General features: G+C 65.0%; 13 protein-coding genes. 9 read left to right on the forward strand and 4 right to left on the reverse strand.

The window, feature by feature from the left end:
- Window positions 1-325 precede the first annotated feature (325 nt).
- The 6 genes from ACS3WB_RS16020 (at window position 326) to lpxK (ending at window position 6,185) form a co-directional block, all read left to right on the forward strand.
- Window positions 326-1,717: a TldD/PmbA family protein gene (locus tag ACS3WB_RS16020; protein ID WP_438276467.1), complete on the forward strand. Its 1,392-nt coding sequence runs from the start codon at window positions 326-328 to the stop codon at window positions 1,715-1,717.
- Between the two features lie 132 nt (window positions 1,718-1,849).
- On the forward strand, window positions 1,850-2,671 hold the full coding sequence (locus ACS3WB_RS16025) for a 3'(2'),5'-bisphosphate nucleotidase CysQ (RefSeq protein ID WP_438276478.1): 822 nt from the start codon (window positions 1,850-1,852) through the stop codon (window positions 2,669-2,671).
- Window positions 2,672-2,732: 61 nt separating this feature from the next.
- A complete protein-coding gene (locus ACS3WB_RS16030) occupies window positions 2,733-2,984 on the forward strand; it encodes a DUF4170 domain-containing protein (protein ID WP_438276468.1) in 252 nt (83 codons plus the stop codon).
- Window positions 2,981-3,727 (forward strand): lysophospholipid acyltransferase family protein, encoded by a 747-nt coding sequence (locus tag ACS3WB_RS16035; RefSeq protein WP_438276469.1) that lies wholly within the window; start codon window positions 2,981-2,983, stop codon window positions 3,725-3,727. The genes ACS3WB_RS16030 and ACS3WB_RS16035 overlap by 4 nt, the downstream gene beginning before the upstream one ends.
- A gap of 129 nt (window positions 3,728-3,856) precedes the next feature.
- The gene (locus ACS3WB_RS16040) at window positions 3,857-5,185 is read left to right on the forward strand and encodes a 3-deoxy-D-manno-octulosonic acid transferase (protein ID WP_438276470.1); all 1,329 of its coding nucleotides are present in this window, start codon (window positions 3,857-3,859) and stop codon (window positions 5,183-5,185) included.
- Window positions 5,178-6,185, forward strand: a complete 1,008-nt coding sequence (gene lpxK / locus ACS3WB_RS16045; RefSeq protein ID WP_438276471.1) for a tetraacyldisaccharide 4'-kinase — start codon at window positions 5,178-5,180, stop codon at window positions 6,183-6,185. Before ACS3WB_RS16040 ends, lpxK begins: the two co-directional genes overlap by 8 nt.
- A 2-nt stretch (window positions 6,186-6,187) precedes the next feature.
- On the opposite strand, the gene ACS3WB_RS16050 is transcribed toward lpxK, so the two are convergent.
- Window positions 6,188-6,415: a DUF2093 domain-containing protein gene (locus ACS3WB_RS16050; RefSeq protein ID WP_438276472.1), complete on the reverse strand. Its 228-nt coding sequence runs from the start codon at window positions 6,413-6,415 to the stop codon at window positions 6,188-6,190.
- Window positions 6,416-6,593: 178 nt separating this feature from the next.
- Here ACS3WB_RS16050 and ACS3WB_RS16055 point away from each other — a divergent pair, with 178 nt between their 5' ends.
- Window positions 6,594-7,409 (forward strand): dienelactone hydrolase family protein, encoded by an 816-nt coding sequence (locus ACS3WB_RS16055; protein WP_438276473.1) that lies wholly within the window; start codon window positions 6,594-6,596, stop codon window positions 7,407-7,409.
- A 100-nt stretch (window positions 7,410-7,509) separates the two neighbouring features.
- Here the strand turns inward: ACS3WB_RS16055 and xseA are convergent, their stop codons facing one another.
- A complete protein-coding gene (gene xseA, locus ACS3WB_RS16060; RefSeq protein WP_438276474.1) occupies window positions 7,510-9,117 on the reverse strand; it encodes an exodeoxyribonuclease VII large subunit in 1,608 nt (535 codons plus the stop codon).
- An 80-nt stretch (window positions 9,118-9,197) separates the two neighbouring features.
- On the opposite strand from xseA, the gene purD reads away from it, so the two are divergent.
- Together purD and ACS3WB_RS16070 are read left to right on the forward strand one after the other, a co-directional pair.
- Window positions 9,198-10,478, forward strand: a complete 1,281-nt coding sequence (gene purD / locus ACS3WB_RS16065) for a phosphoribosylamine--glycine ligase (RefSeq protein ID WP_438276475.1) — start codon at window positions 9,198-9,200, stop codon at window positions 10,476-10,478.
- 116 nt (window positions 10,479-10,594) lie between these two features.
- Complete coding sequence (locus ACS3WB_RS16070) at window positions 10,595-11,506, forward strand: alpha/beta fold hydrolase (protein WP_438276479.1); 912 nt, start codon at window positions 10,595-10,597, stop codon at window positions 11,504-11,506.
- Here the strand turns inward: ACS3WB_RS16070 and ACS3WB_RS16075 are convergent.
- Both ACS3WB_RS16075 and ACS3WB_RS16080 read right to left on the reverse strand, forming a co-directional pair.
- Complete coding sequence (locus ACS3WB_RS16075) at window positions 11,490-11,936, reverse strand: nucleoside deaminase (protein WP_438276476.1); 447 nt, start codon at window positions 11,934-11,936, stop codon at window positions 11,490-11,492. The genes ACS3WB_RS16070 and ACS3WB_RS16075 overlap by 17 nt on opposite strands.
- Window positions 11,937-12,004: 68 nt before the next feature.
- On the reverse strand, window positions 12,005-12,201 hold a 197-nt coding region (locus tag ACS3WB_RS16080), incomplete at its 5' end, for a hypothetical protein (RefSeq protein ID WP_438276477.1).

Genomic DNA, 12,201 nt, shown 5'->3' on the forward strand with positions numbered 1-12,201 from the left:
CCCGGCGGAGTCCGGTCCACCTGTTGATGTTTGACGCCTCACGGCTTGGTCTCCCCGCCGGGATTATGTTCCCGGTCGATGGGCGAGAGCATGCCAGCGCGCGGTCCGGATTTGCTTAAAAAGGCTGGTTAATCGAAGGTACCTTCCGCCTCATCCGCGCGCATGATTGACAGACCCTTCGCCGACATGCTTGACGGGTCCTTGCCGGAGCGCGGATAATCTTCGAGGCCCGCTTCATTGAATGCTTGAAGTCCGCATAAAATAAGCACATCTCATGATGGGACCGCTGGCGCTCCGGTCTTGTCGAATTCCCGGGATTTTGTTCGTGATCTCTTCACCAAACACATCATTACCGAAATCCGCCGAATCCGAACTCTTCGATCAATCCGCGCTCAGCGAACTCGCCGAGCGACTGGTTGAGGCGGCGAAGCGCGCGGGCGCCGATGCGGCGGATGCGGTCGCGGTGCGCGGCGTTTCGCAAGGCGTCGAGGTTCGCGACGGACGCGTCGAGGAATCGGAACGCTCGGAGAGTGACGACGTCGGACTGCGCGTGCTGGTGGGACGGCGGCAGGCCACGGTCTCGACCAACGACGTCGGCGGCGACAACGTCGCGAAACTCGCCGAACGCGCGGTCGCGATGGCGCGCGTTGCGCCCGACGATCAATATGTCGGGCTGGCCGATCCTGCATTGCTGGCGCGGAATTTTCCCGATCTCGATCTGCTCGACCGGGTGACGCCGTCGACGGCGGAACTCGAGCGCCGCGCGGTCGAAGCCGAGGCGGCGGCTCTTGCGGTCGAGGGCGTGACCAAATCGGGCGGCGCCTCGGCGTCGGCCGGCATCGCCGGCATGGTGCTCGTGACGAGCACCGGCTTCCGCGGATCCTATCTGCGTTCGAGCCAGGGCATCTCGATGATGGCGATCGTCGGCGACGGCACCGCCATGGAACGCGATTACGATTTCTCCTCCGCGCTTCATGCCTCGGACCTGCTGCCTGCGGCCAGCGTCGGTCGCAGCGCCGGGGAACGCACGGTGGCGCGCGCCAATCCGCGCAAGGTTGCCACTTGCAAAGTGCCGGTGGTTTACGATCCGCGCGTTGCGGGGTCGCTGGTCGGCCATGTCGTCGGTGCGGCCAACGGCGCGTCGGTCGCGCGCAAGACCAGTTTTCTAAAGGACCGGCTCGGGCAGCAGTTGTTCGCGAAAGGGATCCGGATCGTCGACGATCCGCTGCGCGTGCGCGGACTGCGCTCGCAGCCCTTCGACGCGGAAGGTGTCGTGACGAAAAAACTGGCGGTGATCGACGATGGCGTGCTGACGTCATGGCTGTTGGATTCGGCGACCGCGCGCGAACTCGGCCTGACGACGACCGGTCATGCTCATCGTGGCGTCTCGTCGTCGCCCTCGCCGGGATCCTACAATCTGCATCTCGAGGCGGGGCAGATGACGCCGCGTGAACTGATCGCCGACATCAAGCAGGGCTTTTATGTCACCGACCTGATCGGCTCCGGCGTCAATGGCGTGACCGGCGATTACAGCCGCGGCGCGTCGGGATTCTGGATCGAGAACGGCGAGATCACCTATCCCGTGAGCGAGATCACCATCGCTGGACATCTGATCGAGATGTTCAAGTCGCTGACGCCCGCCAACGATCTTGCTTTCCGCTATGCGACCAACGCGCCGACCGTGCGCATCGAAGGGCTGACGGTTGGCGGGCGCTAGTGGTCCGATTCCGACATTCGCATCCCGTTTCAGCGAGCGTCTTTTCGAATGTCAAAATCAAAAGGACCCCTAGCACCATAAAGCTCCAGCGGAGTTTTGGATTTGACGTTCGCATCGGGAGATTGCGGTCAGGTGGTTAGCGAACGTCAAACCCACTCCACTGACAGCCGTGTTGACGATTTGGCGCGGGACCGCGCTTTGTTGATCGAAACGGTGCGCGAGGCGGGAGAACTGGCACGCGCGATGTTCCGCACCCGGCTGCGAACCTGGACCAAGGGTGTCTCGTCGCCGGTGTCGGAAGCGGATATCGCTGTCAACGATCTCATCGAAAACAAGTTGCGCGCGGCGACGCCAGACTACGGCTGGCTGTCGGAGGAAAGCGCCGACGATCCCTCGCGGCTCGACAGGCAGCGGGTCTGGATCGTCGATCCGATCGACGGTACGCGCGGCTATATCGCCGGCCGCGACGACTGGTGCGTCAGCGTCGCGCTGGTCGAGCGCGCTTCGCCACTGCTCGCGGCCGTGTTCGCGCCGGCCACCGGCGAGTTCTTCCTCGCCGCGCGCGGGCAGGGCACGACCTGCAACGGCGTGCCTGTGCAGGCGACGCCCGGCGACGATCTGGACTTTTCGAAGATCGCGGGACCGAAGCCGCTTGTGGACAAGCTCGACCGAAGCGATGCCGCGCCTCATCCGCGGATCGCTTCGCTGGCGCTGCGGCTATGCCGTGTCGCGGACGGCCGTATCGACGCAGCCTTCGCCGGCGCCGAGAGTCGCGACTGGGATATCGCCGCCGCAGATTTGATCGTGCAGGAGGCGAATGGTAGACTGACGTCGCTCGGGGGCGAGCCGATCCTCTATAACCGTGCCGAGGTGACGCACGACGTGCTGTTGGCGGCGGGGCGCCTTCGCCACGCGCGCATTCTTGCGCATCTTCAGGGGGAGCCGCTGCCGTAAGAGGGTGCCGACTTTCGGGATATTTGCCTGACGGCCGCCGACATAGTAGGACAACGCGCAAATGCCGCCGGATACTCCGCCTCAGCAATTGCTCCACCTCGTGATCGGGGGCGAACTGGCCGATCTCGCGCAGACGACCTTCAAGAACCTCGACGAGGTAGAGATCGTCGGCCTGTACCCGAACTACGCATCGGCCTATGTCGCCTGGAAGGCGAAGGCGCAGCAGACGGTCGATAACGCCCACATGCGGTATTTCATCGTGCACCTCCACCGGCTTCTCGATCCTGGTCAAGACACGAAGCCCGCCCTTTGAGAAAGCTGCTCCGCAATCTGCTGCGCGCCCGCTGGTTTCAGCAGTTCGCAGGCCTCCTGGCCGCGGGCTTTCTGCGGCTGGTTTGGACAACCAATCGATTCAGCTATGATCCGGACGATGTCTACGACCTCGTCGAGCCGCAGATGCCTGTCATCCTCGCGTTCTGGCACGGACAGCATTTCATGACGCCGTTCATCAAGCGGGCGCACCATCGCGGCAAGGTGCTGATCTCCCGCCATCGCGACGGTGAGTTCAATGCGCTGGCGGCGGAGCGGCTGGGCATCGAGACCATCCGCGGCTCTGGCGATCACGGCTCCGCGTTCAATCGCAAGGGCGGGGTCGGCGCCTTCAAGGAAATGGTTCGCGCGCTCGAGGAGAACTACAACGTGGCGCTCACCGCCGATGTGCCGAAGCGCTCGCGCGTTGCGGGTCTCGGCGTCATCATGCTTGCGCGCGAGTCCGGGCGGATGATCATGCCGTTTGCGATGGCGACCAGCCGCTGCATCCGCCTGAACAACTGGGACCACACCACCATCAACCTGCCGTTCGGGCGCGGCGCCCTGGTCGGCGGCGAGCCGATCTCGGTGCCTGCCGACGCCGACGCCGAGATGATGGAGACGCTGAGGGCCCGGCTCGAGGCGACGCTGAACGACGCCACGCGCCGTGCTTACGCCAGGATTGGCCGGCCCGAACTCGAGGCCGGGTGCTGCGATGTCTCACGAACTTCGGAAAGCGGGTACTAGTCCCGCCGATTTGAAATTCCCGCAGCACCTGCAGCGGGTTCGTTTCGGAATTTCAAATCGAAAGCGGTACTGGAATTATAAAGTTGCTGGTAGCCTTTGCCTTCCGAAGTTCGTTAAGAAGGTGCTGCGATGTCTCACGAACTTCGGAAAGCGGGTACTAGTCCGGTGCCGGCGACGCTGCGCCTCTACCGCAGGCTGTCCGCCGCGGCCGGCGCGCTCGCGCCCGTGCTTTTGAAACGCCGGCTGAAGCAAGGCAAGGAAGATCCCGCGCGCATCGACGAGCGGCGGGGCATCGCCCGCCAACCGCGTCCCGCAGGTCCGCTGGTCTGGATCCATGGCGCAAGCGTCGGAGAGGTGCTGGCCGTCGCCGCGCTGATCGAGCGACTGCGGGCGTTGAACCTGCGTATTCTGCTCACCTCGGGCACCGTGACCTCGGCTGCCGTCGTCGCGAAGCGATTTCCTCCGGACATCATTCACCAGTACATCCCCTACGACTCGCCGCGCTTCGTCGCGCGCTTTCTCGATCACTGGCGGCCGGGTCTGGCGCTGTTCATCGAATCGGACCTCTGGCCCAATCTGATTCTGGCAGGCGCATCGCGCCGCCTGCCGATGGTGCTCATCAACGGGCGGATGTCGCAGCGTTCGTTTCCGCGCTGGCGCAGGATGGCGGGAACGATCGCGGCGCTGCTGGGCCGGTTCGACATCTTCCTCGTCCAGTCCGAAATCGATGCGGAGCGTTTCGCCGTGCTCGGCGGTCGCAATGTCACCGTCACCGGCAATCTCAAGCTCGACGTGCGCGCGCCGCCGGCCGACGAGGGCAGGCTGGAACGTTTGCTGTTTGTCACGCGCGGCCGCCCGGTGGTGGTGGCGGCCTCGACCCATCCGGGCGAGGAGGAGATTCTCCTCGATGCGCACCGGAGGCTGGCAGCTTACTTCCCCTCGCTGCTGACCGTGATCGTTCCACGCCATCCCAACCGTGGCGAGGCGATCGCCCGCATGATCGCGGCGTCCGGCGCGCAGGCCGCGCGACGCTCGCTGGAGCAATTGCCGACGGCGCGGACGGATATCTATATCGCCGACACCATGGGCGAACTGGGATTGTTTTACCGGCTGGCGCCGATCGTTTTCATGGGCGGCTCGCTGGTGCCGCGTGGCGGCCAGAATCCGATCGAGGCAATCAAGCTCGACGCCGCCATCGTGCACGGCCCGCATGTCTTCAACTTCACCGAGGTCTATGACGCGCTCGACCGCGCCGGGGGCGCGCGCCGTGCCGACGACGGCGATGCGCTGGTCAAGCATCTCGGCCATCTGCTCAGCGATCTCGCCGCCCGCGATGCCGCGAGGGCGGCTGCGGCTGACGTGGTGGATCGGCTCGGCGGCGCACTGGAGCGCACGCTGGCCGCGCTCGAGCCGTATCTTCTGCAGTTGCGGCTGGAAAGGCGAGCGGCTGATGCGTGAGCCGGCCTTCTGGCACAGGCCGTCATCGCTGCTGTCGCAGTTGTTAGCGCCTCTTGGCGCACTTTACGGCGCGGTCTCCGCGCGGCGGCTGATGCGGAAAGGTCTCCGCGCCGGAGTGCCCGTCATCTGTGTCGGAAACTACGGTCTTGGCGGCGTCGGCAAGACGCCCACCGTGATGGCGCTGGCCGGCATTCTTCGCTCGCTCGGCGAAACGCCGGTCGTGCTCAGCCGCGGCTATGGCGGGCGGCTGCACGGTCCGCTGCAAGTCGATGCGCACCGGCATACGGCCACTGAAGTGGGCGATGAGCCGTTGATGATGGCGCGGACGATCCCCGTGATCGTGTCACGACAACGGGCGGCGGGCATTGCACCGGCTCGCGCGCTGGGGGCGAGCGTGATCCTGCTGGATGACGGCTTTCAGAACCCGGCGCTATCAAAGGATGTCTCGCTGATCGTGATCGACGCCGACCGCGGCCTGGGCAACAAGCGGGTGTTTCCGGCGGGGCCATTGCGCGCGCCGCTGTCGGCGCAATTGTCCCGCACCGATGCGCTCGTCATCGTCGGCCTTGGCGCCGCCGCGGACGGCGTTGCGGCAAACATCAATGCGAGGGGAGGCCTTGTGTTGCGGGCGAAGCTCGTCCCCGATGACGCGCCGATTGCGGCATTGCGCGGCAGGCGTGTCTATGCCTTCGCCGGCATCGGCGATCCCGCGCGGTTCTTCCGCAGCCTGCGCGCCTGCGGCATCGATGTGGCAGCGGAACGGGCATTCTCAGATCATCATCCGTTCTCGCAGCGCGACATCACGGAGTTGCAGGAGGCTGCTGCGCGCGACGGTCTTGCGCTGGTGACGACCGAAAAGGATCTGGCGCGGCTGCGCAACGGCGAAAGCCTCAAAGCGTTCGCTCAGGCCGTCGTTCCCTTCGCGGTCACGCTCGCGTTCGACGACGAGCCGGCGCTGCGGTCGTTCCTCGTGGAGCGGATCGCACAGGCGCGGCGATGAGATTATGACGAATCCTTGAGCGCGTCCGGGTAATGCCGTTGCAGGACCGCGCTGGGAAGCGCGTAAGCCTCCTGCAGGTCGACGCTCCAGTACTTCAACTCATCAAGCGGAATGTGGGCGTCGGTGATCGCGCATCGCACATAGGTTCCCGCCGAAAGCACGCGGAAATCGCCGTCGAGATATTGCACCCGCGCTTCGCCCTGGCCGGACTGGCCAAATTTGTTCAGCACGTCTCTCTCCCGAATCGCCTGCCTGCAAACATGCCGGCTGGCTTTTTATTCTCCGAAGATAGGCTCGCAAATGGCTGCGTCAAACCCACCGATTTGTGATGAATTGCGTCTCCGGCCACATGATAGGTCTGAATTCAGGTTTCCTTTTTGCAGCATACCAGATCGTCCGGCAAGATATATGCGCCTGCTGTCAGCATTTGTCTCGATTGCGGTGTCTGTTTCGACCGTCGCAGCGTTCGCGGCGTCCGGTCCCCCCCAGCCCGAAAGGGTCGCGATCCAGCGGACCGGCGGCGTGCTGCATGGCCTGCTCTACAAACCCGAAGGCGACGGCCCGTTCGCGACGATCATCGCGCTGCATGGCTGCAGTGGCCTGGGACACGGCGGGCAAATCCAGCCGCGCTATCTGGACTGGGCCGAGCGGTTTTTGAAGGCGGGCGACGCCGTTCTGTTCCCGGACAGTTATGGTTCGCGGGGCGTCGGTCAGCAATGCCAGCCCAAACAGCGCAAGATATTCGCGCGCCGCGAGCGCGTCGCCGATATCCGCGACGCGCAACAGTGGTTGATGCAGCAGCCCTGGGTTCTCCAGGGGCGTATTGGTCTGCTCGGATGGGACAACGGCGCCAGCGCCGTTTTGTGGGCGGTACGTCCGCAAATCGCATGGGCCGGCCGGCATGATGATTTTCGTTCGGCTGTGGTGTTCTATCCGGACTGCAGGATTTCGTCGCGTCTGGGGTGGAGCACGCGCGTTCCGACGCTGTTGTTGATCGGCGCCGCGGACGACCTCAGTTCGCCGTCCGCCTGCCGGCAGATGGTCGACGATGCACGCGGGCGCAGCGCGCTCGCCCGGATTGTCGTCTACCCCAATGCCCGGCATGGTTTCGACAGGGTGAATGCGCCCGTCCATGCTGGTACCGGAGGAGGCGGACACATCGGAGCCGATTCCAAGGCGCGAGCGGACTCGCAAAGCCGGGTCGCGAGCTGGCTGGCGCGTTAGAGACCTGGAGTCTGGTTCAACTGCGTTGAATCAGATCGCCTATCTTTTTGTTTGAGCATGATCTTTTCGAAAGCCGGTTTCCACTTTTCGGGATCATGCTCTAGAAAAGATTTCCCTGATCGGGCTTCACCGTGCGCCGGGCGGCCGCCGGCTTGGACGGGCTTTTCGGGCCGGGCGCGGTCACATCCGATCGATCGCTGTCGGCGGTCGCGTTCACCCGTCCGTCTGCGAATTCGAGCGAGAGCCGTGCCGCGGGCCCGACCGCAGATGCGCTTCGCAACGCCTGTCCCGCATCGTCGCGGACCAGCGCGAAGCCCCGCGCCAGCACGCCGCGATAGGACACCGCCGCCAGCAACTGGCCGGAATGCGCGATGCGGGCCTCATGCCGCTGCAGCAAGGTGACGAGGGCCCGCCGCGCCCGCTCGGCGAGGCGCTGGGTGCGTTCGTTGGCGCGTGCGATCTGGGCGCGTTGGGCCTGCGCATTGGCGAGGCGCGAAGCCGTGAGCCGCACAGCCAGTCCGGTGAAGTGATCGCGGCGATGCCGCAAGACCACCCGGGTGCAATGTGCGAGCCGCGCGCCGGTCGTGGCGACGGATTGTTTGGCGTGGCTGACCTGCGCGCGCAGAACGCGCAGCGTGAGACCGCTCGAGATTTGCGTAAAGCGGCGATGATGCAGGTGCGTGCTCGCACGCAAGGCACGCGGCAACGCGGCGGTGGCGCCGTCGAGCTTCTGCCTGGGTATCGCCAGCAACTCGCCTGCTTCCGGCAGCGCACGGGCGGCCGAGCGCAATTCGGTGCGCCTGTCGTCATGACCGCGTCGCCATCCGACCATGGCGCGTGCCGCGAGGTTGGAGAGTTCAACAAACAGGTCGGCGCGGACCGGCACTGCGATTTCGGCCGCCGCGGTCGGTGTCGGCGCCCGCTTGTCGGCGGCGAAGTCGATCAGCGTGATATCGGTCTCGTGGCCGACTGCGGAGATCAGCGGGATCATGCTGTTGGCGGCCGCGCGGACCACGATCTCCTCGTTGAAGGACCAGAGGTCTTCGAGCGAGCCGCCGCCGCGCGCGACGATCAGAAGATCAGGACGCGGGATCTGTCCGTTTTTGGGCAGCTCGTTGAAGCCCTTGATCGCAGCCGCGATCTGTTCCGCCGATCCTTCGCCCTGCACCCGCACCGGCCAGACCAGCACGCGGCGCGGGAAACGGTCCTCCAGCCGATGCAGGATGTCGCGGATCACCGCACCGGTCGGAGAGGTCACGACGCCGATCACCTCGGGCAACCAGGGCAGCAGTTGCTTGCGGGCTTCGTCGAACAGGCCTTCAGCCGCGAGTTTCTTCTTGCGCTCCTCCATCAGCGCCATCAGCGCGCCGATTCCGGCGGGCTCCAGCGCCTCGATCACGATCTGGTATTTCGACGAGCCGGGATAGGTCGTCAGCTTGCCGATTGCGATGACTTCGAGGCCTTCCTGCGGCTTGAACCGCATCCGGCCATGAACGCCTTTCCAGATCACCGCCTCGATCTTGGCGCTCTCGTCCTTCAGCGCGAAATAGCAGTGGCCCGAGGCGTGGGGACCACGAAAGCCCGATATTTCGCCGCGCACACGCACATGGCCGTAAGTATCCTCCACGGTGCGCTTCAGCGCCGAGGACAGTTCGGAGACGGTATATTCCGGCGCGTTCGGCAATAATTGTGCAGGGCCTGCGGGCATCTGGCTCCCTTCTCTTGCGCCTCCGCCTTACCATGCTAAAGCGTCGGTCAACCATCGAAAATCCTTATCGGCAGTCGCCCATGAACATTCTCCTGCTCGGTTCCGGCGGTCGCGAACATGCGCTGGCCTGGAAAATCGCCGACTCCGTGCTGCTGACGAAACTCTGGTGCGCGCCGGGCAATGCGGGGATCGCGCGCGTCGCCGAATGCGTATCGCTCGATGTCGCCGACCATGCCGCGGTGATTGCGTTCTGCAAGGCCAACAAGATTGATCTGGTGGTGGTCGGGCCGGAAGCGCCGCTTGCCGCCGGCATCGTCGATGATCTCGCGGCAGCCGGCATCAAGGCGTTCGGGCCAAGCCAAGCCGCAGCCCGGCTTGAAAGCTCGAAGGGCTTCACCAAGGATCTGTGCCGCGACAACAACATTCCGACCGCCGCCTATGAGCGCTTCAGCGATGCCGCGGCGGCGAAGGCCCACATCGCCGCGAACGGCGCGCCGATCGTCATCAAGGCCGACGGGCTTGCCGCGGGAAAGGGCGTTGTCGTCGCGATGACGGTCGAGGACGCGAACGCGGCCATCGACACGATGTTCGAGGGCGGTTTCGGCGCGGCCGGCGCGCAAGTGGTGGTCGAGGAGTTCATGCGCGGCGAGGAGGCGTCGTTCTTCGCGCTGTGCGACGGCGAGCACGCACTGGCGCTGGCGACGGCGCAGGATCACAAACGCGCCTTCGACGGCGACAAGGGACCGAACACCGGTGGCATGGGCGCCTATTCGCCGGCGCCCGTCATGACTGACGAGATGTGCCGCCGCACCATGGACGAGATCATTCTTCCGACATTGCGCGCCATGCGCGCGAAAGGCGCACCTTTCAAGGGCGTGCTGTTCGCAGGCCTGATGATCACCGACGATGGGCCGAAGTTGATCGAATACAACGTCCGCTTCGGCGATCCGGAATGCCAGGTGCTGATGCTGCGGATGATGGGAGACATCGTGCCGGCGCTGTTCGCGGCCTGCGACGGACAGTTGAACCACTTCAGCCTGCGCTGGTTTTCCGATCCGGCGTTGACCGTTGTCATGGCGGCGAAAGGGTATCCCGGCGACTATGCAAAGGGGACGCCCATTGATGGGCTCGACGACGCAGCCAAGGTCGAGGGCGTGGAGATTTTCCAGGCCGGAACGAAGGAGGAGGGCGGTCGCATCCTCGCCAATGGCGGACGCGTGCTGAATGTCTGCGCCTCGGGCAAGACGGTTGCAGAGGCGCAGGCGCGCGCCTACGAGGCGGTGGATCGCATCAAATGGCCCGACGGCTTCTGCCGCCGCGACATCGGATTCCGGGCGGTTGAGCGGGAGAGCGGCGGATAGTTTCATTCCGTGCGGCTGTTGCGACGGGTTGCATTGGCGGCCGCAATCGTCTCGAATCCGGCGTCAGGTACGTTCCGGAACGTGCCGCTCGGATACCGGAGATGAAGGGATCAGCCATGCCCGACCTTGCCGATCTGTTTCCCGGTTACGCCTCCGAATGGATCAACACCACGTCGGGCCGCATCTTCGCGCGCGTCGGAGGCGAGGGGCCGCCGCTGTTGCTGCTCCATGGTTTTCCGCAGACTCACGTGATGTGGCACAAGGTGGCGCCTCAACTCGCCGAGGCCTTCACCCTCGTCATTCCCGATCTGCCCGGCTACGGCTGGTCCGACATGCCCGAGAGCGATGCGGACCACACGCCCTATACCAAGCGCGCGATGGCGGAAACCTTGATTGAGGCTATGGAGAAACTCGGTCACGTGCATTTCGCGCTGGCGGGGCACGACCGCGGTGGCCGCGTCGCCTATCGGCTCGCGCTCGATCATCCCGGACGGCTGTCGAAATTCGCCGTGCTCGATATCCTGCCGACCTACGACTACTGGTCGCGCCTCAATCGGCTGTCGGCGCTGAAAATCTATCACTGGGCGTTTCTTGCGCAGCCCGATCCGCTGCCGGAGAAACTCATCACCGGGCAACCGGATTTTTTCCTGAAGCAGACCATGGCGCGCCAGACCGGATCGGGCACGCTCGATGCCATCGATCCCCGCGCGCTCGAGCATTATCTCGCGCCGTGCCGCGATCCTTCGCGGGTCCATGCGATGTGCGAAGACTATCGCGCCGGCGCCCATGCCGATTTCGAGCTCGACAAGGCCGATCTCGAAGCGGGCAAAAAGATCACCGTTCCGATGCTGGCGCTGTGGGGCGATGCGGGTATCGCCGCCGCGGCCTCGGCCACGCCGCTCGATACCTGGCGGGTCTGGGCGGCAAACGTGACGGGCGGCGCGGTGAATTCAGGCCACTACCTGCCGGAAGAAGCGCCCGACGAGACCGCGAGGGCACTGAAGCAGTTCTTCACCGCCGCGCCTTGAAGAAATCCCGCAGCAGCGTCGCGGCTTGGCTTTCGCCGACGGAGGGATACACTTCCGGCCGGTGGTGGCAGGTCGGCGCGGCGAAGAAGCGAACGCCGGAATCCACCGCGCCGCCTTTCGGATCGGCCGTCCCGTAATAGAGCCGCCGGATCCGCGCGAACGAGATTGCGGCCGCGCACATCGTGCAGGGTTCCAGCGTCACATAGAGATCGCAGCCGGTCAGCCGCTCGGTGCCGATAGCGTGTGCGGCGGCCCGCAGCGCCAGGATTTCGGCATGCGCTGTGGGATCGCGGTCGGTCAGCGTGCGGTTTCCGGCCGATGCGACGACTTCGCCGTTCCGCACGATGACACAGCCGATCGGCACCTCGCCCGACTTTCCGGCCTTTTCGGCGGCTGCAAGCGCCAAATCCATGAAACTTGATGCCGCCATGTCTGGTTTTCCGGGCGCATTTGCTTTTGCTGATCGCGCTCCGGTGAGAACCCTGTTAAGAGGCGCGTTCAAAACTCGAACAGGTTTTTCGCAAGACGGTGCTTCGCCGCGCGCGAGACCGTTATGCTCATCCTTGGGGTCGGCGTCGCCGCCGGCCGGTTGCTTTTGCGAGAACATTCATGCCCCGCGATACCGATAAAGACAATGCACGTGGCCGGCGTGATCGTCCCCCAGGCGGCAAGCGCCGATCCGGCGCGGCGCGCGG

Source organism: Nitrobacter sp. (assembly GCF_051535215.1).
Taxonomy (GTDB): Bacteria; Pseudomonadota; Alphaproteobacteria; order Rhizobiales; family Xanthobacteraceae; genus Nitrobacter.